Origin of the sequence: Streptacidiphilus jeojiensis (genome assembly GCF_042510965.1) — a bacterium.
In the GTDB taxonomy this organism is placed as follows: Bacteria; Actinomycetota; Actinomycetes; order Streptomycetales; family Streptomycetaceae; genus Streptacidiphilus; species Streptacidiphilus jeojiensis.
On record NZ_JBEUKS010000005.1, the window covers coordinates 299,412 to 323,511 of the forward strand.

The 24,100-nt window shown below is 72.1% G+C and carries 24 protein-coding genes; 11 read left to right on the plus strand and 13 right to left on the minus strand.

Annotation, left to right across the window (positions count from 1 at the left end; translation table 11 throughout):
* The first annotated feature begins 186 nt into the window (after positions 1 to 186).
* The gene (locus tag ABUW04_RS16350; RefSeq protein ID WP_030249237.1) at positions 187 to 1,872 is read left to right on the plus strand and encodes a beta-1,3-glucanase family protein; all 1,686 of its coding nucleotides are present in this window, start codon (positions 187 to 189) and stop codon (positions 1,870 to 1,872) included.
* A gap of 150 nt (positions 1,873 to 2,022) precedes the next feature.
* Here ABUW04_RS16350 and ABUW04_RS16355 read toward each other — a convergent pair whose 3' ends face one another.
* The gene (locus ABUW04_RS16355) at positions 2,023 to 3,762 is read right to left on the minus strand and encodes a protein kinase (protein ID WP_380565450.1); all 1,740 of its coding nucleotides are present in this window, start codon (positions 3,760 to 3,762) and stop codon (positions 2,023 to 2,025) included.
* Between the two features lie 447 nt (positions 3,763 to 4,209).
* On the opposite strand from ABUW04_RS16355, the gene ABUW04_RS16360 reads away from it, so the two are divergent.
* The 4 genes from ABUW04_RS16360 (at position 4,210) to ABUW04_RS16375 (ending at position 8,587) form a co-directional block, all read left to right on the plus strand.
* Entirely contained in the window at positions 4,210 to 5,616 is a 1,407-nt protein-coding gene (locus ABUW04_RS16360) for a PucR family transcriptional regulator (protein WP_380565452.1), read from the plus strand.
* A 279-nt stretch (positions 5,617 to 5,895) separates the two neighbouring features.
* On the plus strand, positions 5,896 to 6,099 hold the full coding sequence (locus tag ABUW04_RS16365) for a helix-turn-helix domain-containing protein (protein ID WP_198037251.1): 204 nt from the start codon (positions 5,896 to 5,898) through the stop codon (positions 6,097 to 6,099).
* Positions 6,100 to 6,229: 130 nt separating this feature from the next.
* Positions 6,230 to 8,104: a glycoside hydrolase family 15 protein gene (locus ABUW04_RS16370; protein WP_380565453.1), complete on the plus strand. Its 1,875-nt coding sequence runs from the start codon at positions 6,230 to 6,232 to the stop codon at positions 8,102 to 8,104.
* Positions 8,105 to 8,179: 75 nt separating this feature from the next.
* On the plus strand, positions 8,180 to 8,587 hold the full coding sequence (locus tag ABUW04_RS16375; protein ID WP_030249224.1) for an SHOCT domain-containing protein: 408 nt from the start codon (positions 8,180 to 8,182) through the stop codon (positions 8,585 to 8,587).
* A gap of 27 nt (positions 8,588 to 8,614) precedes the next feature.
* On the opposite strand, the gene ABUW04_RS16380 is transcribed toward ABUW04_RS16375, so the two are convergent.
* From ABUW04_RS16380 to ABUW04_RS16400, 5 genes are all read right to left on the minus strand, one after another.
* Positions 8,615 to 9,535, minus strand: a complete 921-nt coding sequence (locus tag ABUW04_RS16380) for an SGNH/GDSL hydrolase family protein (RefSeq protein WP_380565454.1) — start codon at positions 9,533 to 9,535, stop codon at positions 8,615 to 8,617.
* A 114-nt stretch (positions 9,536 to 9,649) separates the two neighbouring features.
* Positions 9,650 to 10,942, minus strand: coding sequence for a class I SAM-dependent methyltransferase (locus ABUW04_RS16385; protein WP_380565456.1), 1,293 nt, complete (start codon positions 10,940 to 10,942; stop codon positions 9,650 to 9,652).
* Between the two features lie 137 nt (positions 10,943 to 11,079).
* The gene (locus tag ABUW04_RS16390) at positions 11,080 to 11,817 is read right to left on the minus strand and encodes a ribonuclease H family protein (RefSeq protein ID WP_380565457.1); all 738 of its coding nucleotides are present in this window, start codon (positions 11,815 to 11,817) and stop codon (positions 11,080 to 11,082) included.
* A 110-nt stretch (positions 11,818 to 11,927) separates the two neighbouring features.
* Positions 11,928 to 12,356 carry a hypothetical protein gene (locus ABUW04_RS16395; protein WP_380565458.1) on the minus strand — a complete coding sequence of 143 codons (429 nt, stop codon included), beginning with the start codon at positions 12,354 to 12,356 and terminating at the stop codon, positions 11,928 to 11,930.
* A gap of 38 nt (positions 12,357 to 12,394) precedes the next feature.
* Positions 12,395 to 12,871: a hypothetical protein gene (locus ABUW04_RS16400; RefSeq protein WP_380565460.1), complete on the minus strand. Its 477-nt coding sequence runs from the start codon at positions 12,869 to 12,871 to the stop codon at positions 12,395 to 12,397.
* Between the two features lie 365 nt (positions 12,872 to 13,236).
* On the opposite strand from ABUW04_RS16400, the gene ABUW04_RS16405 reads away from it, so the two are divergent.
* Positions 13,237 to 14,220, plus strand: coding sequence for an aldo/keto reductase (locus ABUW04_RS16405; protein ID WP_380565462.1), 984 nt, complete (start codon positions 13,237 to 13,239; stop codon positions 14,218 to 14,220).
* Positions 14,221 to 14,268: 48 nt separating this feature from the next.
* Here ABUW04_RS16405 and ABUW04_RS16410 read toward each other — a convergent pair whose 3' ends face one another.
* A complete protein-coding gene (locus tag ABUW04_RS16410; protein ID WP_380565463.1) occupies positions 14,269 to 15,093 on the minus strand; it encodes a PIG-L family deacetylase in 825 nt (274 codons plus the stop codon).
* A 98-nt stretch (positions 15,094 to 15,191) separates the two neighbouring features.
* Between ABUW04_RS16410 and ABUW04_RS16415 the strand changes: the two genes are divergently transcribed.
* Positions 15,192 to 16,370: an epoxide hydrolase family protein gene (locus ABUW04_RS16415; protein WP_380565464.1), complete on the plus strand. Its 1,179-nt coding sequence runs from the start codon at positions 15,192 to 15,194 to the stop codon at positions 16,368 to 16,370.
* Here ABUW04_RS16415 and ABUW04_RS16420 read toward each other — a convergent pair.
* On the minus strand, positions 16,343 to 16,810 hold the full coding sequence (locus ABUW04_RS16420) for a VOC family protein (RefSeq protein ID WP_380565465.1): 468 nt from the start codon (positions 16,808 to 16,810) through the stop codon (positions 16,343 to 16,345). The genes ABUW04_RS16415 and ABUW04_RS16420 overlap by 28 nt on opposite strands.
* Positions 16,811 to 16,860: 50 nt before the next feature.
* Between ABUW04_RS16420 and ABUW04_RS16425 the strand changes: the two genes are divergently transcribed.
* Positions 16,861 to 17,532, plus strand: coding sequence for a TetR/AcrR family transcriptional regulator (locus ABUW04_RS16425; RefSeq protein ID WP_380565467.1), 672 nt, complete (start codon positions 16,861 to 16,863; stop codon positions 17,530 to 17,532).
* 40 nt (positions 17,533 to 17,572) lie between these two features.
* Here ABUW04_RS16425 and ABUW04_RS16430 read toward each other — a convergent pair whose 3' ends face one another.
* The gene (locus ABUW04_RS16430) at positions 17,573 to 19,069 is read right to left on the minus strand and encodes an APC family permease (protein ID WP_380565469.1); all 1,497 of its coding nucleotides are present in this window, start codon (positions 19,067 to 19,069) and stop codon (positions 17,573 to 17,575) included.
* A gap of 143 nt (positions 19,070 to 19,212) precedes the next feature.
* Between ABUW04_RS16430 and ABUW04_RS16435 the strand changes: the two genes are divergently transcribed.
* Together ABUW04_RS16435 and ABUW04_RS16440 are read left to right on the plus strand one after the other, a co-directional pair.
* Complete coding sequence (locus tag ABUW04_RS16435; RefSeq protein ID WP_380565471.1) at positions 19,213 to 19,866, plus strand: TetR/AcrR family transcriptional regulator C-terminal domain-containing protein; 654 nt, start codon at positions 19,213 to 19,215, stop codon at positions 19,864 to 19,866.
* 66 nt (positions 19,867 to 19,932) lie between these two features.
* Complete coding sequence (locus ABUW04_RS16440) at positions 19,933 to 20,286, plus strand: VOC family protein (RefSeq protein WP_380565472.1); 354 nt, start codon at positions 19,933 to 19,935, stop codon at positions 20,284 to 20,286.
* Positions 20,287 to 20,386: 100 nt separating this feature from the next.
* Here the strand turns inward: ABUW04_RS16440 and ABUW04_RS16445 are convergent, their stop codons facing one another.
* A complete protein-coding gene (locus ABUW04_RS16445; RefSeq protein WP_380565474.1) occupies positions 20,387 to 21,208 on the minus strand; it encodes an alpha/beta fold hydrolase in 822 nt (273 codons plus the stop codon).
* A gap of 110 nt (positions 21,209 to 21,318) precedes the next feature.
* Positions 21,319 to 22,053 carry an alpha/beta hydrolase gene (locus ABUW04_RS16450; RefSeq protein WP_380565647.1) on the minus strand — a complete coding sequence of 245 codons (735 nt, stop codon included), beginning with the start codon at positions 22,051 to 22,053 and terminating at the stop codon, positions 21,319 to 21,321.
* A 247-nt stretch (positions 22,054 to 22,300) separates the two neighbouring features.
* Here ABUW04_RS16450 and ABUW04_RS16455 point away from each other — a divergent pair, with 247 nt between their 5' ends.
* Complete coding sequence (locus ABUW04_RS16455) at positions 22,301 to 22,681, plus strand: helix-turn-helix domain-containing protein (protein ID WP_030249182.1); 381 nt, start codon at positions 22,301 to 22,303, stop codon at positions 22,679 to 22,681.
* A gap of 80 nt (positions 22,682 to 22,761) precedes the next feature.
* Here the strand turns inward: ABUW04_RS16455 and ABUW04_RS16460 are convergent, their stop codons facing one another.
* Both ABUW04_RS16460 and ABUW04_RS16465 read right to left on the minus strand, forming a co-directional pair.
* Positions 22,762 to 23,364, minus strand: a complete 603-nt coding sequence (locus tag ABUW04_RS16460) for a ClpP family protease (RefSeq protein WP_030249180.1) — start codon at positions 23,362 to 23,364, stop codon at positions 22,762 to 22,764.
* 1 nt (position 23,365) lies between these two features.
* Positions 23,366 to 24,004 carry an ATP-dependent Clp protease proteolytic subunit gene (locus ABUW04_RS16465; RefSeq protein ID WP_380565476.1) on the minus strand — a complete coding sequence of 213 codons (639 nt, stop codon included), beginning with the start codon at positions 24,002 to 24,004 and terminating at the stop codon, positions 23,366 to 23,368.
* Positions 24,005 to 24,100: the final 96 nt, after the last annotated feature.

The window sequence follows — 24,100 nt, forward strand, 5'->3', positions numbered from 1 at the left end:
AAGGTTGAGTTGAGAGCGCTTTCAAGCGCGGGATATTGACGATGCGTGAAGTGACGGCAAGAGTGTGCATGACACGCCAACCGGGGTTCCGTTTCCGGCGACCGGTCCACGTGCTGACTCAACCGACCACCCGTCACGACCGCCTGCGACCCCCACGCCTGGCTGTCCGGCCCCCAGGAGCAAGACGTGATCTCCCGTCGAAAACTGATCAGCGCCTCGATCGCGGCAGTGGCCGCGCCGGTCCTGCTCACCACCATCCGCCGCAGCGCCTCGGCGAGCACCACCGCCACCCTTCCGGTCCAGCTGGCCAACAACACCTCGTCCGCCACGGTCTACGCCTACGTCCTGGGCCTCGACCTGAACCAGGGCAACAGCTGGGCCTTCCTGGAGGCCGACGGCAGCACGCTCTACCACCCGCCGTCCCCCTCCGCGCCCGGAGCCGCGCTCGGTGCCGACTGCGCGATCGCGCTCAACGCCCCGGGCTCGCCTGCCAAGACCATCTACGTTCCGCACCTGGCCAGCGGGCGGATCTACTTCTCCATCGGCAGCAAGCTCACCTTCCTGGTCAACCCCGGTCCCGGCATCGCCATGCCCTCGGTGTCCAACCCCACCGACCCCAACATCGCCACGGCGTACAGCTTCTGCGAGTTCACCTACGACACCACCCAGCTGTACGCCAACATCAGCTACGTGGACTTCGCGTCCGTGCCCATCTCGTTCAACCTCCAGACGCCGCAGGGCGCCCAGACCGTGAACGGCCTGCCGGCCGGGGGGCTGGAGACGGTGGCGTCCGCGCTGCGCGCCCAGGCCGCCACCGACGGCAGCGACTGGGCCAAGCTCATCGTCACCAACTCCAGCGGGGCGACGCTGCGCGTGCTCAGCCCCAACACCGCGATAACCGCCAACCCCGCGCTGTTCAGCGGCTATCTCGACAGCTACATCGACCAGGTCTGGACGAAGTACCAGAGCACCGACCTGGTGATCGACACCCAGGCCTCCTGGGGGACCACCACCGGACGCGTCAGCAACGGCGTGCTGAGCTTCCCCGGCGTCGGCAGCTTCGCCAAGCCCAGCACCGCGGCCGTGTTCAACTGCAGCAGCGCCCCGTTCACCACCGGCAACGACGAGATGGGCAACCTCAGCGCCCGTCTGGCCGCCGCCCTGAACCGCACCACACTGCTGGCCGACGCCAACCAGCCGGACGGCGAGAACCCCTCCGCCTTCTACGCGCAGGCCCGCACCAACCACTACGCCCGCATCGTGCACCAGACCTCGACCGACCACCTGGGCTACGCCTTCCCCTACGACGACGTCCACCCCGCCGGGGTCGACTTCGAGGGCCGGGTCCAGTCGGCCTCACCGACCTCACTCACCATCAGCGTCGGTGCGGCACAGGGGGGTTCGACCACCACCTCGGCCTCCGCCTCGGCCACCCCGACCAGCGGCACCGGGACCGGGACCGGCGCCTTCGGCACCATCCAGGCCGAGTCCTACTCCGGGCAGTCCGGCACCCAGACCGAGACCTGCAGCGACACCAACGGCGGCCAGGACGTCGGCTGGATCGCCAACGGGGACTGGCTCAGCTACTCCGGCATCGACTTCGGCAGCACCGGGGCCACCCAGTTCCAGGCCCGGGTCGCCTCCGGAGCCGCCGCCGGTGTCAGCGGCCTGGTCCAGGTCCGGCTCAACAGCCCCACCGGCACGGTGCTGGGGAGCTTCTCCCTCGCCAGTACCGGCGGCTGGCAGACCTGGCAGACCGTCCCCGCCACCATCACCCGAACCACCGGGGTGCAGACCGTCTACCTCACCTTTTCCAGCGGGCAGCCCGCCGACTTCGTGAACATCAACTGGTTCACCTTCAAAGCCAGCTGACCGAACCGAAAGAGCGACGCCGGCGGCGGCAGTCCGGCCACACCCGCCGCCGGCGTCGCGGCATTCCGCTGCCCTGGGCGCAATTGCCGCGCAGCCGATTGCCGTCGGCTTACGGTCGGCTTACGGAATACCCGGAATTTCCCCGGGGATTCACGGACCGGCCACGGTGACGTCGTCGAACCAGGCGGATCCGCCCTGACTCAGACCCTGGTCGCCGAGGCGCAGTTGGAAGTCGGTCCGGGTCGCTCCGTAGGGCCTGGCCAGTGTGACCGAGACCGCCTGCCAGTCATGGCTGCCGCCGTTGGTGAACGCGGCATGGTCCGAGCCGATCTGACGGCCTGTCGAGTCGTAGAACAGGATGTCGATGCAGACCTTCTGCTGTGCCGGTCCTTCGGTCCTGACCCAGGCGGCGTAGGTCCGGGTCCCCGGTTGTGCGGCCATCAGGGTGGCGAGGCCTGCGAAGACGTGTCCGCCGGCCGGGGCCGCGAGCCTGAGCGAGCCGTCCCCGCTGCGCGAGACCGCCGGGTCCCGGGTCAGGGTCCCGCGGTTGGTGTAGCCGACCGTCTGCCAGGCGCCCGGGGCCGTGGTCGGCCCGGTACCGGCACTGGCACCGATACTGGGGCCGGTACTCGGAACGGAGCCGGCGGCATGGCTGGGACTGGAGCTGGGGCTGAGGCTCGGGTCGGGGACCGGGGCCGCCGCCGCGGTGCCGATCGCCGAGGGATGCGCGGACGCGCCGCCCGCAGCCGACGCCGACGGATGCTTGACCCCCTTGGTGCTCAGCCCCGACACCGTGGCCGCGATGACACCGGCGACCATGAGCAGCAGGATCCCGGCCCGCCAGAGCACCCCCGGCCTGCGCAGCCTGGCCTGAAGTCCAACCGGCAGCGCGGCCACCACTGCGGTCCTGAGCCCGTTCTGCGGAGCTGAGGATGACGGATGCTCAGCCGGTTCCTCGGCGCGACCGGCCTTCCGGCCCGGAGCCCGGCGCCGGCTCCACCCGGCCCGCAGCATCTCGGTCAGCCCCGCAGGCGCCTGCCGGTTGTCCGCGACCAGGGCGGCCAACCGCTCCCGGCCCCGCTCCACCCACCCCGCGTCGAAGGCCCGCGCGGTCACCTTGCCGAAGGCGGTGAGCAGGTCCGCCGCGGTCCGGCCGTCGCGGGCGTCGGGATCGTTGGCACGCTCCAGCACCGCGCGCAGCAGGTCGGGGACGCCGTCCGCCGCCGGGGAGCCCGCGTTGGCGCCGGTCCCGCTGTCGATCTGCCCGACGCAGGCCGCGAACAGCACCGCGACCGCGGAGAGGTCCGCCGCGATCGCCGTCTCCCGCCGCTCGACTCCGGCTCCTGCTTCGGCCCCCACGGTGTTTGACGTACCGTCATCACCGCCGGTCCGCCGGGCCAGCCCGACGTCGACCAGCACGCACACGCCGTTGGTGCCGACCAGGACCTGGCTCGGGTGCACGCTGCGGTGCGGCACCCCGCGCCCGTGCAGTGCGCTCAGCGCGGCCAGCACGTCGGTGACCACCACCGCGGCGGTCTGCCAGTCGAAACCGCGGGTCCGCTGCCCCAGCAGCACCGACAGCGGGGTACCGTCGACATGCCTGCGCACCACGGCGATGATGCGTCCGGTGGCGCCCACCACATAGCGTTCCGGCGGCGCCACCCGGGGGTCGTCCAGGGCCGCCAGCGCCGAGGTCTCCGCCGGGTAGGCGCCCTGGAAACCGGGGTCGGCGGCAAGCCCGACGTCCAGGCAGCGGAGCGAGGACAGCACCCCGTACTCGTCGCGCAGCAGCTGCGTGGTCCCGGCGTCGCGGTCGGATATCCAGGGCTCCGTACGGACTTCGGGGCCGGACCGCCTCAATCCGTGCTGATGCGCCATTCCAGTGGTCACTTCCGGTCCTCCCACATGAATTGCTGCTCATCATCATCAACTGGTTTGCCGCTGTCCAGTCATGACATCGACGGACCTGCCCGTAGGTGAGCGATCGCGTCGGGATATCACCGCTGCAGGTGCGAACATTTTCGGAAATCGCACCCCGGCCGGGGAAATCGGGTTCCGCATCCGCGGCGCGGATCGGGCGCCGCGCCAGCCGTCGCGCCTCCGGCGTTGAAGGGCAACTCTCTTATCAATTCCTAACGGAGGCGCTGTGCCCCGTTCCGGACGGATGACTCCCCCTATGCTCGGATCGGCCGGGTGGTCACCCGCTGACTCCTCCGGCCCAACGGCCCCGACCGGCGCCACCGGTACCGGGCGGTTGATTCACTCCCAAGGTCTGCGGGCGCCACCGGTTCGACTTCCCCGGCCGGCGGCGCCCGCAGGACCGGCGAAGGAGGTCGCATGTCCACTGCAACGCAACACGGTTCGGGCCTCGCACCCCAGCGTGCCCCGTCAGCGCATCCACCTCGGGCCGCCTCGCTCGTCGTCCGCCGTGACCGGGTGCCGGTGCCCCGGAACGCCGGACCGCAGGCAGAGGCACCGCGCACGGTGCCGCACGACGCACCCTGGGTGGCCCTGCCGCCGGGCCTGGCCCGGCTGCTGCGGGGCGAGAACCCGCGGCTGGTGTCCGAGATCGTCGAGCAGATATGCCGTCAGATACCGGAGTACGCCCAGCTCTTCGAGCAGGACGAATCCGGAGCTGTGCTGCACCGAGCCACCGGCCGGGCACTGACCCACTTCGCCGACCTGATCGCGGGCGACCGCAGTTCCAGCGCCGCCTCCGCCACCGTCCACCGCGCGCTGGGACGCAGCGAGTGCCGGGCCGGCCGCAGCCTGGACCTGCTGCAGTCCGCCTACCGCCTCGGCGCCCGACTGGTCTGGCGCAGGTACGCGATGGTGGCCCGGCACACCGGGGTCTCCCTGGGGACGCTGGCCCTGCTCGCCGAGGTGATCTTCGCCTACGCCGACCAGATCGTGGTCGCCGCAGCCGCCGGCTACACCCAGGCCCGGACCGACGAGGCCGGCACCCAGCGCTTCCTGCGCCAGAAACTGCTCAGGTCGCTGCTGGCCGGCGAACCCGCCTACCTGGTGGCCGAGGCCGCGCGCGCGGCCCGGTGGAAGCTGCCCGCCGCGCTCTCCGCGGTGGTGCTGCTGCGGCCGGGGGACTGCGACGCACCGCCCGACCGCAACACGCTGGGCCCGGGCGGCGCCGACCGGCTGCGGCGCCGGCCGGACGTCCTGGCGCAGTTGGACGGCCCCGACGCCTTCCTCATCCTCCCGGAGCCCCACGCCCCCGGTGCCAGGGAGCAGTTGGCCCGGCTGCTCGGGGACCAGCCCGCCGTGGTCGGCCCCGCGGTGCCCTGGGTGAACGCCGCCGAGTCGCTCCGCTGGGCCCGCACCGTTGCCGAGCGGCTGCCCGGCACGGTCCTGGCCAACGCCCCGGGTCCCACCTACTGCGACGAGAACCTGTCGGCGGTGCTGCTCCTCGGCGACCAGGCCCTGGTCGGGCTGGTCAGCGAACGCTGTCTGGCCCCGCTCGGCGGGCTCACCCCCAACCGCCGCCGTCATCTGGAGGCCACCCTGCTGGCCTGGCTCGGGGCCAGCAGCGGCAGCGCGCCCGAGGTGGCGGTCACGCTGGGGCTGCACCCGCAGACGGTGCGCCAGCGGATGCGCCGGCTGGAGAAGCTGTTCGGCGGCGCGCTGACCAACCCGCAGTCCCGGTTCGAGATCGACCTCGCGCTGCGCGGGCGGCTACTGAAGGAGGGAGAAGCAGCGCGGACGGCCGGGCTGCCCGTCGACCCGTCCTGACCACCCCCAACCGACTCCGACAACCGATTCCGATTCCGATTCCGACCACTCCCTACCACCCATGACCGCTCTTGACCGACGATCCTCCCCCACGGCGCTGCTCCGGCTCGTAGGAGCAGCGCCCGGCGGTGCGGGCGCCGCCTCGAATTCCCGAACCGGACACCTGCCGGTTGTGGTCATCCGCTCGCGACGCACGGAAGACTGGCAGCATCGGCCGCCCTGGCCGGAGCAGCCCAGGCACCAGGCACCGCGTCGGAGGAAGACCGCATGCTCGAGTCCATGGGACTTGACGACCATACGGAGGAGACCTACCGGCATCTGGTCTCCCGCTCCCCCGCGTCCGTCGCCGAACTCGCCGACCTGCTGGGCACCGGCGAGCGGCGGGTCCGCCGGGCCCTGGACGCCCTGGTCTCGCTGGGCCTCGCCGGCACCGAGGCCGGACGCACCGGCCGCTTCGTCGCGGTCGACCCCCGCGTGGGCTGACCGGCCCCGGTCCGGCCGCTCACCCGAACGGCACATCCCCCGCGCCGCCCGCCACCGCGGCTGAAAGGCTCGACCCGTCCGCCCGGACGATCTTCCACCCGGCCCCGGCCGGAAGAGGAGCGAGCCCGCCATGCGCCGCTATCCCCCCATCGCCGACCACGGGATCGTCGGCGACCTGCAGACCGCCGCACTGGTCTCCTCCGACGGTGCCATCGACTGGTTCTGCGCCCCGCGCTTCGACTCCCCGAGCATCTTCGCCGCCCTGCTCGACCACGACCGGGGCGGCCACTTCTGCATCAGCGCAGTCACCGCCGCCGATGCCGACGCCAGCACCGATGCAGATGCCGAGCAGATGACGGTCCGCCAGCTCTACCTGCCCGACTCGGCGGTCCTGGTCACCCGCTTCCTGACGCCGGCCGGGATCGGCGAGGTGATCGACTTCATGCCGCTGGACGAGCCGGGCGTGGCCTCGGACCGGCACCGGATCGTCCGGGCCGTGCGCACGGTGCGCGGAACCGTCACCTTCCGACTGGAGTGCCGTCCCCGCTTCGACTACGGCCGGGCCGAGCACCGCACCAGCACCCTGGCCTCCGGAGGCGTCGGCTTCCACGCCGCGGACGCCGCCGCCTACCTCCAGTCCGTCGGACCGCAGCAGCTCAGCTGCGACGACACCGACGCCACCGCGGAGTTCACGCTGCCCGAGGGCGAACTGGCCGCGTTCGTGCTGACCACCGGCGGCGCCGACGCCGCACCGCCGGAGCCGCTGACCGAGGAGGCGACGCGGGAGCTGTTCGACGCCACCCGGCACTACTGGCACCGCTGGATCAGCCGCTGCCGCTACCGGGGCCGCTGGCAGCAGATGGTCAACCGCTCCGCGATCACCCTCAAGCTGCTCACCTACGCCCCCACCGGCGCCCTGATCGCCGCCGCCACCGCCGGCCTGCCCGAGCAGCTGGGCGGGGAGCGCAACTGGGACTACCGCTTCACCTGGATCCGTGACGCCTCGCTCTCGGTGAGCGCGCTGGTCGCGCTGGGCTACAGCGAGGAGGCGGACGCCTTCCGCCGCTGGCTCGGCGCCCGGATCCGGGCCGGCAGCACCGTCGGCGGCGAGCGGCTGCAGATCATGTACCGGATCGACGGTGACCCGCAGCTGTCCGAGGAGGAGCTGCGGCACTTCGAGGGCTACCGCGGCTCCTTCCCGGTCCGGATCGGCAACGGCGCCGCCGACCAGCTGCAGCTGGACATCTACGGCGAGGCCGTCTATGGCCTGGCCCAGGCCGAGGACGTCGCCGACATGGCCGGCTACGAGGGCTGGCTGGTCGTGGCCGACCTGCTGGACTGGCTGGCCGACCACTGGGACCGCCCCGACGAGGGGATCTGGGAGACCCGGGGCGGCCGCCAGGACTTCACCTACAGCCGGGTGATGTGCTGGGCCGCCCTGGACCGCGGCATCCGGCTGGCCACCCGGTTCGCCCGCCCGGCCGACCTGCCCGGCTGGACCGCCGCCCGCGACGCCATCCTGCGCCAGGTCATGGAGCACGGCTGGAGCCCCACCCGCCGGGCGTTCGTCCAGCACTACGGCAGCGAGGTCCTGGACGCTTCGCTACTGCTGATGCCCAAGGTCGGCTTCATCACCGCGCGCGACAGCCGCTGGCTGTCCACCCTGGACGCGATGGACCGGGAGCTGGTGTCGGACAGCCTGGTCTACCGCTACGACCCGTCGGCCTCCCCGGACGGGCTGCGCGGCAGCGAGGGGACCTTCTCGCTGTGCAGCTTCCTCTACGTGGAGGCGCTGGCCCGGGCCGGCCGGCTGGACCAGGCCCGCTACGCCTTCGACAAGATGCTCACCTACGCCAACCACGTCGGCCTGTTCGCCGAGGAGATCGGACCCACCGGCGAGCAGCTGGGCAATTTCCCGCAGGCCTTCACCCACCTGGCCCTGGTCCACGCCGCCCTGGCGCTGGACGCGGAGCTGGACCGCGAGGGGAGTTCCGGGCATGCGTAACCTGATTTGCGGTGATATGACTGTTTTTCAGGCGTCATCGCCGCATCTCAGCGGGCCGAGCAGCTGGAGCTGACCATGTCGAACTACCCCTTGCTCAACGTGTTCTGGACCATGCTGGAGTTCTTCCTCTGGATCCTCTGGTTCTTCCTGCTGTTCAAGATCATCACCGACCTGTTCCGCGACCACACCCTGAGCGGCTGGGCCAAGGCCGGCTGGATCCTCCTGGTGATCGTGCTGCCGTTCCTGGGCGTGCTGCTCTACGTGATCATCCGGGGCCGCTCCATGAGCGAGCGGGACCGGGAGCAGGCCCAGCAGGCCGACGCCGCGTTCAAGCAGTACGTCCGCCAGGCCGCGGCGGCCCCCGGCGGCGCGGGCGGCGGTTCCAGCCAGGTGGACGAACTCTCCAGGCTGGCCGACCTCAAGTCCTCGGGTGCGATCACCGAGGAGGAGTTCCAGAAGGCCAAGGACAAGCTGCTGGCCTGATCCGGGCCGCGGCTACCGGGGCCGCGGCTACCGGGGGTCGAGGGCGGCGACCCGCGCCGGCCGGCCGGCGCCGTCGCGGGCACCCCGGGTCGCGGGCACCTGGGCTGCTCGGGCTGTCTGGGCCGCCTGGGCGGCGCCCTCACCCGGCCAGATGTCCAGGGCCGCGCACATGGTCGGCATCAGGGTCATCGCGGCCGCCAGATAGCCCTGGTCGGAGGGGTGGTAGCGGTCCGAGGCGAACATCTCCGGGCGGCCGGCGAACTCCGGTCCGAGCAGGGTGCCGAGCAGCACGCTGTGCCCGCCCGCCTCGACCACGGCCCGATCCTGCGCCGCCGCCAGCCGGCGGCTGGCCCGCGCGGCCAGCCAGCGCAGCGGCGGCAGGATGCCGGCCACCGCGCCCAGGTCCGGGCAGGTGCCGACGACCACCGCGGCCCCGGCCGCCCGCAGCCGGCGCACCGTGTCGCCGAGGATCCGCGCCGCCTCGGACGTCCTGACCTGCTGGGCGACGTCATTGGCCCCGATCATGACCAGCGCGAGGTCCGGTGCGGACTCGCGCCGCAGCGCCAGCTCCCGCTGCCGCTCCAGGTCCGCCGAGACGGCCCCGTTCGCCGCGACGACGGTCAGCCGCACCGGCCGTTCGGCGATCGCGGCGATGCCGCAGGCGAGCAGCACCGCCGGGGTCCGGACCGCGTGGTCCACGCCGAACCCGGCGGCGGTGGAGTCACCGAGCACCACCAGGGCCAGCGGCTCGGCGCCGTCCTCGGCCAGCTCCCGGCCGTAGCAGCCGTCGGCGGGCAGCGGGTCGCCCTGCAGGACGTCCAGCTTGACCGCGGCGAGCTTCGCCTCGGCGAGCAGCAGCCCGGCGACCCCGGCACCGAGCAGTCCGATGCCCCCGCCGCCGTAGGCCGCCGCCGTCGCCACCCGCCGTGCCACTCGTTCACGCGACATCAGTGACCCCCCAGACCTGCCACTCCCGCACTACGTGTATAGACCAATCACCACCGGGATACCCAGTCGCGGACGGTCTGGAAACCAGTGTGCCGCAACGGAACGGACACTGCGTCAGCTGCCCCAGGTACCGCGGACCAGGGGCATGCCGGAGGCCCCGCCCGCGCCGGTGCGCACCGCCAGGACCTGGTTCACGCCGATGTTGTTCTGCTCGAAGGCCAGCGCCGAGGCGGCCATGTAGAGCCGCCAGATCCGGGCCCTGCCGGGCGAGACCAGCCGGACCGCCTCGGACCAGTTCGCCTCCAGGTTGGCGACCCAGGCCCGCAGCGTCAGCGCGTAGTGCTCGCGGATGGACTCCAGGTCCCGCACCTCGAAGCCGGCCGACTCCAGCGCCGAGACGGTGCTGCCGACCGGGGCCAGCTCGCCGTCGGGGAACACGTAGCGGTCGATGAACTCGTCGACCGCGTACCCCGACTCGTCCTCCAGGGGGCGTCGGGCGATCTGGTGGTTGAGCAGCCGTCCACCCGGCCTGAGCAGCCGGTACAGCTGGTCCGCGTAGGTCCGGTAGGCCACCGACCCGACGTGCTCGGCCATGCCCACCGAGGAGACGGCGTCGAAGGGGCCGTCCTCGATCCTGCGGTAGTCCTGGATCCGGATCTCCACCCGGTCCGTCAGACCGGCGTCCACCACCCGCTTGCGGGCCAGGTCGGCCTGCTCCGCCGAGATGGTCACGCCGACCGCGTGCACCCCGTAGTGCTCGGCCGCGTGCAGCACCAGCGAACCCCAGCCGCAGCCGACGTCGAGCAGCCGCTGCCCGGGGCGCAGTGCCAGCTTGCGGCAGATCAGGTCGAGCTTGGCGGCCTGGGCCTGCTCCAGCGTCGCCTCGGGGTCGGGCCAGTAGGCGCAGGAGTAGACGAAGGAGGGACCGAGCACCAGCGCGTAGAAGTCGTTGCCGACGTCGTAGTGGTGGCTGATCGCCTGGCGGTCGCGGCCGATGCTGTGCCGCACCCCGTGCCGGCGCGGCACCTCCTCCTCGGGCGGCGCCGGCGGCAGCGACGGGCCGGCCAGCGCCAGTACGTCGGCGGCCAGCCGCAGCGTCCGGCCGTCGGGCAGCGCGCGCCGCGCCGGCGCCGGCTCGCCGCCCTGCCACACGCTGGGCGCCAGCCGTCCCAGCGCCTCGTACAGGTCGCCCTCGACGGTGATGTCGCCGGCGACCCAGGCGCGGGCCAGCCCCAGCTCGCCCGGCTTCCAGAGCAGCCGGTGCAGCGCGCGGCGGTTGCGGAAGACCAGCGTGGGCGCTTCGGCGGGCCCGGCCTCACTGCCGTCCCAGGCCCGGATCCGCAGCGGCAGCGGCCCTTCCAGCACGCCGCCGAGCACGGCGGCGAGTCGTCCTGCTGCCTGAGCCATGGAAAACCTCCTCCAAGTCAGCGCACGGCGACGACCTGCCCCGCATGGTGAGCAGCCGCCACCAGATCCAAGGGCACCTTACACATACGTTGCTATATACATCTAGTTTCCGCCGACGGGGTCCCGCTCAGGCCCGCTCAGGCCTCCGCGGCGGTGCAGCCCGGATGGCCCCAGCCGCTGCCCACCTTGGTGATCTGCTCGCCCTTGGCGTAGGACCGGCCGCACGGGCAGGTTCCGGGGTACCGCGCGGCGAGGGTGCGCGAACGGCCCCCGGCGCCGGCCGGCTTGGCAGTCCCGGCCGCCTTGGCAACCCCGCCGGCCGACTTGGCCGCCGCCCCGGCCGACCCCGCCGCGGGGCGCCTGCTGCGGGATGCCGACCCGCTGACCGGGTCCGGCACCGGGAGGTCGGGGGCGGTCCCACCGGACGCCTGCTGCAACCGCGCGGCGTCGCTGGCGGCCTTGTCGGCGATCGCGTTCAGCGGGTCTCCGTCCACCTGGTGCGCCGGCACGTAGACGAAGGTGACGTCGCGGCCCTGCAGCAGCGCGTCGATGCGCTGGATCAGTTCGCGGTTGGCCACCGGCTTGCCGCCGGCGTTCTTCCAGCCGTTGCGCTTCCAGTTGGCCAGCCACTTGGTCACCGCGTCACGGGTGTAGGTGCTGTCGAGCCGGACCTCCAGCGGGACCGCCGGGTCGGTGGCCGTCAGCAGCTGTTCCAGCGCGGTGAGTTCACCGATGTTGTTGGTGCTGTGGCCGAGCGGCCCGGCCTGCCAGCGCTGCGGCGCGCCGGCGCTGTCCGCGACCACGAAGGCCCATGCCGCCGGCCCCGGGTTTCCCTTGGCTGCTCCGTCGCACGCCGCGACGACTCGTTCGATCATGCACCCATGATGGCAGTCCGCAACGGGCACACCACTGTGCGGGAGGGGGCGCCCCCTCCCGCACAGTGGTCACCTCAGTGCCTGCCCCGGTGCCGCTACTGGCCCTGCGGCTACTGGTGCGGTGCCCGGAAGACCGCGATGCGCCAGTGGACGCCGGGCGACGCGGCTATCGCGACGGCCGAGTCCGCGGCGCGCAGCTGCCCGCGGCTGTTGTAGATGGCCCCCGGGCTCTCGTCGCAGGTGTCCACGCCCAGCAACAGCCGGCCGGACTTGTCCGCCGCATGCAGGGAGCCTTTCCCGATGCAGCTGACGGCGATGACGAAATCCCCGTCCGTACCCGTTCCCTTGATGGCCAGCGATGAATTCCCGTTTCCCTGGGTATTCAGCAGCAGCTTTCCTTCGGGAATCGATCCGCTGTATTCCTGCGGATCCACCGGGGCGGTCGCCGAAGCGGCCGCGGAGGCCGGGCCGACCGCTTTCGGGGTCGGCGCCGCGGACGGCGCCTGCTTCGCGGAGGAGCACGCCGCCAGGGCGATCACAGCCGCCGCGAGGATCCCTGCAGCGGCCGGCCCGCGGCTCAACTGGTGTGCCAGAAGGTCGGCACGTGGTACGGGAAGGTCGCGGTGCCCTGGCGGCTGATGTGGTAGACGCAGTTGCCGCCGGTGGAGCCGTACTCCCAGTGCATCTTCTCCTCGTCGGCGCCGGCGTGCAGGTAGCCGACCTTGGTGGTGCTGGGGATCTTCCAGGTCGCGGAGTAGGTCACCGACGTGGTGATGGCCTTGGCCAGCGAGGCGCTGACCGACTCCTTGGCGCTGGCGAAGATCGCCGACTCCTCGGTGGTGACGGTGCCGGTGATGGTGCCGGTGACGGTCTTGCCCGAGGTCAGCGCGATGCCGATGGTCTCGTCACTGGTGCCTTCGACGCTGCTGACCATGTCGTGGTACGTGTGGGTCACCGCGCTGAAGCTGTAGCCGGGGTCCGGCGGGCACCCGTCCGGGTGGACGGTCGCGGAGCCGGCCGCGAAGGCCGTTCCGGACACCCCGGTGACACCCATGAAAATCAGCGTTGACGCGCCGAGAACGGCAGCAACGCGCTTTGCGTTACGCATGTGTTTCCCCCATCACGGAATTGAATCCGCCGAATCGTGGCGATCGCGGTTTCGTTCGCCGAGCGCAATCCTGGGGCGGTCGACCGCTCCATGTCAAGCGATTCCCTGGCGCCGGATTCCTCCTTTGCGGCGCCCTTGTGGAACCTCAGATGAAGCTCAGGAGAAGGCCTTTCGGGGAAACCTCAAATTTAGCTCTGGTATTCGTCGGTCCGCGCTCGTACGGGTGCGGGTCCCGGCATGCTGTGCGTGGTCTGTGCACCTGCCGGAGCGTCCGTCGGGGGCTCCACGGACGACCTCAGTAGGATGCGGACATGGACGATCGCGTGCTCGGCAGGACCGGTAGGAAAGTCTCCGTCGTGGGTCTGGGGACCTGGCAGCTCGGTGCCGACTGGGGCGCCGTGCGCGAGCAGGACGCCTTCGCGGTGCTGGACGCCGCCGTGGCCGGCGGCGTGGACTTCTTCGACACCGCCGACGTCTACGGGGACGGCCGCAGCGAGCAGCTGATCGGCCGCTACCTGCGCGAGCGCCCGGACAGCGGGGTGTTCGCCGCCACCAAGATGGGCCGCCGCGCCGAGCAGCTGCCGGAGAACTACGTCCTGGACAACTTCCGCGCCTGGAACGACCGTTCGCGCCGCAATCTGGGCGTGGACCGGCTCGACCTGGTGCAGCTGCACTGCCCGCCCGATGCGGTCTACGCCGACGACGCCGTCTTCGACGCGCTGGACACCCTGGTCGCCGAGGAGCGGATCGCGGCGTACGGCGTCAGCGTGGAGACCTGCGAGCAGGCGCTGGCGGCGATCGCCCGTCCCGGCACCGCCAGCGTGCAGATCATCCTCAACCCGTTCCGGCTGAAGCCGCTGGAGCAGGTGCTGCCCGCCGCCGAGCAGGCCGGGGTGGGCATCATCGCCCGGGTCCCGCTCGCCTCCGGGCTGCTGACCGGGCGGTACACCAGGGACACCGTGTTCGGCCCCGACGACCACCGCAGCTACAACCGTCACGGTGAGGCCTTCGACCAGGGCGAGACCTTCTCCGGCATCGACTTCGAGACCGGCGTCGCGGCCGCCGCCGAGTTCGCGGCGCTGGCACCGGAGGGCGCGACCCCGGCCCAGACCGCGCTGCGCTGGATCATCCAGCAGCCCGGCGTCAGCAGCGTCATCCCCGGCGCCCGCAGCGCGGCGCAGGCGCAGGCCAACGCGGCGGCCGCCGCCCTGCCGCCGCTGACCGGGCCGACCCTGGACGCGATCCGCGACCTCTACGACCGCAGCATCCGCGCCCAGGTGCACCACCGCTGGTAGAGCAGGTCGGGTGAACGGGCGCGGGCCGGAGCCCGGGGCGGCCGCTGCCTAGCGCAGCCCGGCGAAGAGGTCGTCCTCGTGCTCCGGCACCGGCACGTCGCTGAACTGGCGGACGAAGGCCTCCTGGCCGAACGCCCGCTGCTGGCCCTCCTCGGACAGCCGCAGCATGAAGATGTTCTCCCCCTGGCTGGCGTGCGCCTCCAGCGCCTTGCGCTTGCGCTCGACGTAGGGGGAGACGTCCACGACGGTGGTGATCTCCTCGTCGGAGTTGCCGAAGTCGTCCGGCAGTTCGAAGTCCCCCACCTCGGCGCCGGTGGCCCGCAGGTACGCGAACATCTCCTCGATCCGGGTCCGGGAGATGGCCGTGTAGTAGAACTTCGCCGGGATGCCGGACCCCCTGACCGCCTTGATCGCCGCCATGGTGATCAGATGGGCCTGGATGTGGTCGGGGTGGCCGTAGGCGCCGTTCTCGTCGTAGGTGACGACGACATCGGGGCGGTAGCGCTCCATCAGCTCGGCCAGCCGCCCGGCGGACTCCTCCAGCGGGATGTTGGCGAACGCCTCCGGCCGCTGGTTGGCCTCCCAGCCCACCATGCCCGAGTCGTGGTAGCCGAGCAGCTCCACGTCGGAGATGCCCAGTTGGGCCACCGACTCCTTCAGCTCCTCCAGCCGGACCTCGCGCACCCGCGCCTCGTCGTGGCCGGGCTCCCCGGGCTTGATCCCGCCGGGGCCGTCGCCCTGCTCCCCGTTGGTGCAGGTGACCAGTACCGTGCGGAAGCCCTCGGCCGCCGCGGACGCCAGCACGCCACCCGTGGACAGCACCTCGTCGTCGGGATGGGCGTGGACGGCCATCAGGGTCAGTTGGCGTTCCATGGACTGCGGACCTCCGGGAGGGAACGGAATCAGGCAGCCCCCACCCTATGCGGTCGGTCGGGACCGTCCGGGCCGCCGGCTCCGGTAGCGTGCGTTCCATGCCGGACGCCCCGCTCCGACCGGAGCCGTTCACCCTGCGGACCGACCCCGCCGCCCTCGACGACCTACGGGCGCGGCTGCGCGCGACGCGCTGGCCGGACCTGCCCGAGGACGCCGGATGGTCGCTCGGGACCGATCCGGCCTACCTCCGCGAACTCGTCGACTACTGGGCGGACGGCTTCGACTGGCCGGCGCAGCAGGCGGAACTGGCCCGGCTGCCGCACTTCCGGGTGCCGCTCGGCGGCCTGGGCGTCCATTTCGTCCATGCCCGTGCGGTCGCGCCGACCGGGCCGGTGCTGCCGCTGGTGCTCACCCACGGCTGGCCGGACTCGTTCTGGCGCTATGCCAAGGTCGTCCCGCTCCTCACCGACCCCGGCGCCCACGGTGCCGATCCCGCCGACGCCTTCGACGTGGTCGTGCCCGACGTGCCCGGTTTCGGGTACTCCGACGGCCCCGCCGGACCGCCCCTCGACTCCATCGCGGTCGCCGGCCTGTGGGCCGAGCTCATGTCCGTCCTCGGCTACTCCCGGTTCGGCGCGGCCGGCGGGGACATCGGCAGCCATGTCAGCCGCTACCTCGCACTCGACCACCCCGACCGGGTGGTGGCCGTGCACCGCACCGACGCGGGACTGCCCCTGTTCAGCGGCGACCCGGCGGAGCTCGCACCCGAGGAGCTCGCCTGGATCCGGGAGGTCACGGCCTGGGGCGCGACCGAGGGCGCCTACGCCGCCATGCACCGCACCAAGCCGCACACCGCCGCCTTCGGGCTCACCGACTCCCCCGCCGGGCTCGCCGCCTGGATCGTCGAGAAGCTCAGCGCATGGAGCGACTGCGGCGGCGACATCGAGCGGAGCTTCACCAAGGACGAGATCCTCACCAACGTCACGCTGTACTGGCTCACCGGGACGATCGGCTCCTCGATGCGGATGTACCACGCGAACTCCGCCATCCCGCCCGAGCAGCTCGCCCGCCGGGTCGAGGTCCCGTCAGGCTTCTCGATCTTCGCCGGCGACGTGGTGCGCCCGCCGCGCGCCTGGCTGGAGCGCACGGCCAATGCCGTACGGGTGACCGAGCCCGCGCGCGGCGGACACTTCGCGCCGTTCGAGGAGCCGGAGCTGTACGCGGAGGAACTGCGCGCGTTCTTCCGCCCCTACCGGGCCGCCGCCGGTCGGCCGTAGCCCGGCCGGTCGGAGTGGTCGACGCCGTGCGCCGCCCAGCTGTACAGGTGCAGTTGCAGGCCGTCGGGGTCGTCGAAGACCAGCAGCCAGCCGACCGAGGCCTCGATCAGCGGTGAGTGCTCGACGCCCAGGCCGTCCAGATGGGCGGCCCATGCCTCGATGTCGGCGCGGTCGTCGACGGCGAAGCTGACCGGGTCGAAGCCCTTGCAGCCCTCGGCCGCCTCCCGGTTCACCCGCAACCCGAGCAGGACGTCGCCCAGCCCCGGCACCAGGCCGGCCACCCCGCGGACGACGCCGTCGGCGTCGGGGAACTCCATCGTCACGTCGAGACCGAAGACGCGGGCGTACCAGTCGACGGACCGGGTCAGGTCGGTGACCGGGATCTTGACGTGGTGGATGCCGCTCAGACGGGGCCTGGACGCATGACTCGAGCTGGACACGGGGCGCCTCCTCTTTTCGGCGCAGTACCACTGCGGCTAATATTTACAGAGTGACCCCCGATGCAGACCCCGTCAAGCGGACCTACCGTTCCCCGGCGCGCGCCGCAGCAGCGGCCGCCACCCGCGCCCGGATCCGGGAGGCGGCCGAGCGCCTGTTCGTGGAACAGGGCTACGTCGCCACCGCGCTCCGTCAGATCGCCACCGCGGCCGGGGTCGGCGAACGGACCCTGTACGACGCCTTCCCCACCAAAGCGGCCCTCTTCGCGCACACCCTCGGGGTGGCCACCGTCGGCGACGAGGAGCCGGTGCGCGTCGCCGACCGGCCCGAGATCACCGCTTCGCGGGAACAGGCCGACCCCAGGGCCGCGATCGGGCAACTGGTCGCCTACTCCACCGCACTGCTGGAACGCGCCGGGGACCTGATCATGGTCAGCGTCGAGGCGGCGGGCGCCGACCCGGACATGCGGGCAGCCTCCGACGCCGGCGCCGAGGCCACCCACGCGGTCCACCTCGCCCTCACCCGGCGGCTCCACGCCGACGGCGCCCTCCGCACCGACCTGGACCCGGTCACCGCCGCCGACATCCTCTACGCCCTGGGCTCCCCGCACATGCACCAACTACTGCGCCGCCACCGCGGCTGGACCGTCGACCACTACCGCACCTGGCTGCAGACCGCACTCGTCCACGAACTGCTCGACACCGGCCAGGACGGGCCCCGCTAGCCGGTCCGCCCCGCTGGCCGGTCCCGACACCGGGCCCGGGTCAGTGGACGGCCGGGGCCAGTTCGTCGCTGTGGTCGCCGCCGGTGCTGGCGGTGTCACGCATCCTGCGGTCCGGGCGGCGGGCCAGGAGGTAGCCGAGGCCGGCCAGGGTGACGATGCCGACGCCCAGGAGGGCGGCCCAGACCTGGTACCAGGGCGCGCCGACCGGGGCCAGGATCGCGCGGGGCCAGCAGATGTTGACCACCTCCAGGCCGGTCCACAGCACCGCGAGGGCGTTCAGCAGAGTGCCAAAGCGGCCGTACGACACCTCGCCGGACGGCTTCCAGCCGCCGCGCAGCCGGGCCACCAGGGCGACCAGGGTGAGCAGGAAGAACGGCACGAAGGTGGCCGCGCTGCCGAAGGTGATCAGGCTGCCCATCGCGGCGCTCTTGAGGCCCAGGGGCAGCGCGGCACAGCTCACCAGCGTGGCCGCGACCAGGCCGCCGATCGGCGCCCTGTGCCGGTTGACCCTGCGGACCTGGCGGGAGAAGGGGAAGACGTCGTCGCGGGCCAGCGAGTAGAGGCCGCGGGCGGCGCCGCCCTGGGAGGCCATCAGGCAGGCGGTGAAGCTGATCAGCACCACCACCACGAAGGGCTTCTCGGCCCAGCCCCCGAAGGCGCCGACCACGGCCGTGGTGACCGGGTCGAGGTCCTTGCCGGCGACCACGTCGGCGGGGTTCGGGTGGGCCAGTTCGACCGAGACCGCGTTGAGGATCACCACGGCGCCGACGCTGAGCAGCGCCCACCACATCGCCTTGGGAACCTGGCGGGCCGCGTCCTTGGTCTCCTCGGCGGTGGACACGCAGGCGTCGAAGCCGATGAAGGCCCAGCCGCCGACCGCGATCACGGCCAGGAACGCCTTGACGTCGGTGGTGCCCAGCGCGGCGGGGGCGCCGAGGGTGTCGGTGAGCAGGGAGAACCCGTGCCGGCGGAACACCAGCAGCAGCGAGAGCCCGACCAGCACCGAGGCGACCGCCTCGGCGGCGATGCCCAGCGAGACGAACCAGCGCAGGAAGTTGATGCCGTAGGCGTTGACCAGGGTGCAGAAGAGCATGAAGCCGAGGGACACCAGCACCAGTTCGGCCGGTGTCGGCGTGGCCCCGAACAGGGCGAACACCCAGGGCGAGGCCAGGTAGGCGACGGTGGTGTTGGCGAACATCACCGCGAACTGCCACATCCAGCCGCTGAGCCAGGCGAAGCCGGGCGAGGCCAGCCGGCGGCTCCACTGGTAGGCGCCGCCGGCGAGCGGCCACTGTGAGGCCAGCTCGGAGTAGACGCAGACCACCAGCGCCTGGCCGAGCAGGCAGACCGGCAGCGCCCAGACCCAGGCGGTGCCGGCGATGCTCATGCCCACCTGGGCGACGGCGTAGAGGCCGACGACGGGTGAGACGACGGCGAAGCCCATCGAGATGTTGCCGAGCACGGTCAGGCTGCGGCGCAGTTCCTGGCGGTAGCCGAGGGCTTCCAGCCGGGCGGCGTCGTCTGCGGGGGCGCTCATGAGGGGTCCACCTTGCCGTCGTGTTAAAACTAACTTAGTTAGTCCCAGGGTCGGAAGGCGACCATAGCCGCCTTTCAACGCCGAGGGAAGAGCCGAAACCAAGGGGTAACGTGACGGCCGTCAGCGGAAGAAGGGGCGGGACGATGGGGCGACCGAGCAGAGCGCTGCTGAGCCGCGAGGCCATAGCGCGGGCCGCGCTGGAGGTGGTGGACGAGGCCGGGGCGGACGGGCTCACCATGCGCGCCCTCGCCGACCGGCTCGGGGTCAAGGCCGCCTCGCTGTACAACCACGTCACCGGCAAGGACGAACTCCTGGACGCACTGTCGGAGCTGGTCAACCAGGAGATCGACCTGACACCGCTGCAGGCCGGAGAGGACGGGGAAGGGGCCGCTGCGGACTGGCGGGACGGGTTGGCCGCCTACGCCCGCGGCTACCGTGCGGTGTTCCTGAACCACCCCAACACCATCGCCCTGCTGGCCCGCCGCCGGGTCGAGGCCGAGGGACAGCTGCGCGGCTACGACACCCTGCTGGCCGCGCTCGTCCGGGCCGGTCTCACCCCGGCCGACGCCGCGGAGGCGGCCGCCGCCCTGGACTACCTGGTGCTGGGCTCGGCGCTGGAGACCTTCACGGCCGGCTTCACCCGGCCGCCCGGCGACTACCGTCCGCACTACCCCGCACTTGCCGCGTCGCTGGAGGCGGCGTCGACCCGGGGCGGCGGCCCGTCCGGCCTGGACGACCGCGGCTTCGAGCTGGCACTGCGACTGCTGCTGGACGGGCTGGCGGTCCGGACCGGCTGATCGCGGCCCGGCCGGGCGATGGTGTGGCGCCGGGCCACCCGATCGCCGTGCTGGCAGGATGGCGCCATGGAACGTGTGGTTGGAATCGGTGGGTACTTCCTGCGGGCCGCCGACCCGGCGGCCCTGGGCGCGTGGTACCGCGACTGCCTGGGCCTGGACGCCGACGAGAACGGCCTGTGGCAACCGGGAGCCGGGCCGACGGTGTTCGCGACCTTCGAGTCCGGCACCGACTACTTCGGCTCCCCCGCCCAGCAGTCCATGCTCAACTTCCGGGTCCGCGACCTGGACGCGATGCTCGCCCAACTGCGCGCCAAGGGCGCGGACGTGGCCGAGGACACGCAGGACATGGCAGGCGTCGGCCGCTTCGGCTGGGTCACCGACCCGGAGGGCAACCGCATCGAACTGTGGCAGCCCGCCTGACCGTACCGCGTCCGCCAGCTGACGCTGCGTCGATCACCCGGCGGCCGGCCGGAACTTCCACCGGCACCGACTCGCCGCTGACGGGCATTCAGAACCGGGCTCAGTCGATGACCTCACGGAGCCGGTCGGCGAAGGCGGCCGGGTTCTCCATGAAGCCGCCGTGGCCGCCCGGGAACACCACGGGCTCGATCTTCAGCTCCGTCGCCAGCGCACGGGAGGTGCGATCGCAGAACTGGCCCGCCGAAGCCTCGCCGATGCCGATGACCAGGCGGTCCGTCGTGGCGCGCAGGGCGTCCAGGTCCGGCGCCCAGCCGGCGGTGCCGCGCAGCTCGTGCAGGTAGAAGAAGCGCTCGCTGCCGACCTCCTCCGGCGACTTCTCCCCGCCGAACACCTGCAGGAACACCTCCTCGGGCATCACCAGACCGGCGTTGGCCATGAACCTGCGCACCGCGCCGAGGGTGTCCCCGCTCTCGTAGGTGGCGATCGTCTCCTCGTTGGCGGCCGACTGCTGTTCGCGGTCGTCGAGCAGTTGGGCCAGCGGGGGCTCATGGGCGACGGCGGTGCGCACCAACTCCTGGTGCGCCTGGAGCAGCGCCAGCGTCGTGACGGCGCCGCCGGAGGAGCCGAGCACCGCGGCGGGCCCGGCGTCGACATGGCGGATCAGGGCGGCCAGGTCGTCGGCGCGCTGCCGGGGGCTGGAGTCGGCGTCGGGATCGTCGGGAACGCTGCCGAAGTGCCCGCGCGGATCCATGGTCAGCACGCGGTGGTCGGCGGCCAGCAGATCGGCCAGCGGCGCGAACGGCGCCGAGTGCATCGGCGCACCGACGATCGCCACCAGCGGACCGCTACCGCGCAACTCGTAGTACAGCCGGGCGCCCGGCACGGCCAGCGTGCCGGAGGTGACGGGAACGGACGAGGTCATCGAATCCTCCACGGATCAGCGGAAACTGCGTCACTGCATTGGACGCCCGCAGCCCCCGAAACTCATCGGTCCTGGCCGGCCGGGGCGGTCGTGCCCCGGCCGGGCAGGGGCTAGCTCAGATGACGGGTGAAGAACTGGGCCGCGGAGTCCCCTGCGTGCTGCGGGACGCCGGTGTGGCCGCCCATGTTGGCGTGCAGGGACTTCTCCTCGGAGCCGAAGGCGTCGAACAGGTCCAGGGCCGCCTGCCGGTCGTTGCCCTCGTCGTCCCACTGCAGCAGGACGTGCAGCGGAATGGTGACCCGTCGGGCCTCCTCGAACATGGCGCGGGGCACCAGGCTCCCGGCGAACAGAACGGCGGCCGAGATGCGCGGTTCGACCAGCGCCAGCCGGATGCCGATGGAGATCACTCCCCCCGAGTACGCGACCGGTCCGCCGATCTCGGGCAGCGCGAGCAGGGCGTCCAGGGCGGCCTGCCATTCCGGGACGGCCCTGTCGACCAGCGGGAGGACCAGGGCGTCGACGATCTCGTCGCCGACCGGCTCGCCGGCCTCCATGGCCCGGCGCAGGTCGGCGCGGGCCTGCTCGACGGCGGGCCAACGGGGCCGGTCGCCGCTGCCGGGGAGCTCGATGGTGGCGGTGGCGAAGCCCTGCGCCGCGGAGTGCTGGGCCCGGGCCGCCAGTCGGGGGTACATCCGGCGCAGCCCCAGGGGAGGGTGGCCGAGCAGGATCAGCGGGGCCGGTACGGACGCGGAGCCGGGCGTCCACAGCAGGCCGGGGATCTCGCCGAGGGTGAATCCGCGTTCGAGGACGCCGTCGTCGAGACGGCGCTCGGAAGTGAACTGCATGGTGGTGGACTGCATGGTCGTGCCTTTCGGGAGTGCGCGTGAAACGGCGCTCCCGGACGACCTATCGCCCGACCATGACCCCGGAGGGGAGCACCCATGTCGATACGTTCACGGGTACCACCTCCTCATTCTCCTGCACGGCTTCCGGAAAGGTACCAGCGGTCGCCCTGATCCGCCAACGGGGTTCTTCACCCAGAGCAGAACGCCGCTCCCTTCCCCCGCGGCCCTGGATCCCTAGGCTGGAACGGTGAGTACTCATGTGCCGGACGAAGCCCGCGTCATCCCCCTGCGGCCGTCGGGAACCCCGTCACCGCCCGCACCGCGGGCGCCGCTCTGGCGCGACCTGGTCGGCAGCACCCTGCGGCGCGAGCGGCTCGCCCAGGAGCGCACGCTGAAGGACGTCGCGGAGACGGCCCGGATCTCGATGCCGTACCTGTCGGAGCTGGAGCGCGGACGCAAGGAGGCCTCATCCGAGGTGCTCGCGGCCGCCGCCGGAGCCCTCGGCCTCGGCCTGGCCGACCTGCTCTCGCTCGCCCAGGACGAGCTGGTCCGGCACACCCGCAGCCGGACGGTCCGCGGCCGCACCTCGCCGGCCTCGCGGCACGACGGGCTCTGCCTGGCGGCCTGACGGACCGTCAACCACTGCGGCGGGGCGCGGTCAGCGCCCCGCCGCAGCAGTGCGTGGTCCCGGGTCCGGGCCACCCGGGGTCAGGCGAACGCCAGCCGCCGGCTCAGCACCTCGTCGGCGAGCCCGTAGGCGACGGCCTCCTCGGCGGTGAGCACCCGGTCCCGGTCCATGTCGGCGCGCAGCGTCGCCACGTCGTGCTGCGTGTGCCGGGACAGCACCTGTTCCACCTGCGAGCGGATCCGCACCATCTCCTTGGCGGCCAGGCTGAGGTCGGAGACCGTGCCCTGCCGGCCGCCGCTGGCCGGCTGGCCCAGCAGCACCCGCGCGTGCTGCAGCACGAACCGCCGCCCGGGATCCCCGCCGGCCAGCAGCACCGCCGCCGTCGAGGCGGCCTGGCCGACGCAGAAGGTGGAGATCGGCGCCTGCACGAAGGTCATCGTGTCGTAGATGGCCATCAGCGAAGTGAAGGAGCCCCCGGGCGAGTTGAGGTAGATCGAGATCTCGCGCTCCGGGCTCTCCGCCTCCAGGTGCAGCAGCTGCGCGATGACCACGTTGGCGACGCCGTCGTCGATCTCGGTGCCGAGGAAGACGATCCGCTCGTTCAGCAGCCGGCTGAAGACGTCGTAGGAGCGCTCGCCCTGCGCGGTGCGCTCGATGACGTAGGGAACCGTGTACGAGCCCATGTCACAGCCCCATCCGTCGACGCGAGGAGGCCGGGCGGATGTCGGCGACCGACTCCACCACCCGGTCCACGATTCCGTACTCCTTGGCCTGTTCGGCCGTGAACCAGCGGTCCCGGTCGCCGTCGCGGGCGATGGTCTCCACGCTCTGCCCGGTGTGCTCGGCGGTGATCCGCTCGATGGCCTTCTTGGTGAACTCCAGGTTCTCCGCCTGGATCTCGATGTCCGAGGTGGTGCCGCCGATGCCCGCGGAGGGCTGGTGCATCATGATCCGCGCGTTCGGCAGCGCGAAGCGCTTGCCGGCCGACCCCACGGTCAGCAGGAACTGTCCCATGCTGGCGGCGAACCCCATCGCCAGCGTCGAGACGTCGTTCGGGATCAGCCGCATGGTGTCGTAGATGGCCAGGCCCGCGGTGACCGACCCGCCGGGGCTGTTGACGTAGAGGCTGATGTCGGTGCGCGGGTCCTCCGCCGACAGCAGCAGCAATTGCGCGCACACCCGGTTCGCCGACACGTCGTCGACCTGCGTGCCCAGGAACACGATCCGCTGGGCGAGCAGCTGCGCCGCGAGGTGGTCGTCGAAGCGGCTGGGCTGGGTGTCGCCGTCCTCCGCACGGGGCGGCGGCGAGGTGATGGGAGTCATCTGGTCCTCCTCTTCCAGGTGGGTCGTCCGGGTAGGTCATCCAGGTGAGGCAGGGATGCCGTCGAAATCCACTGTCGACCTGCGGGGCTCCCCCGA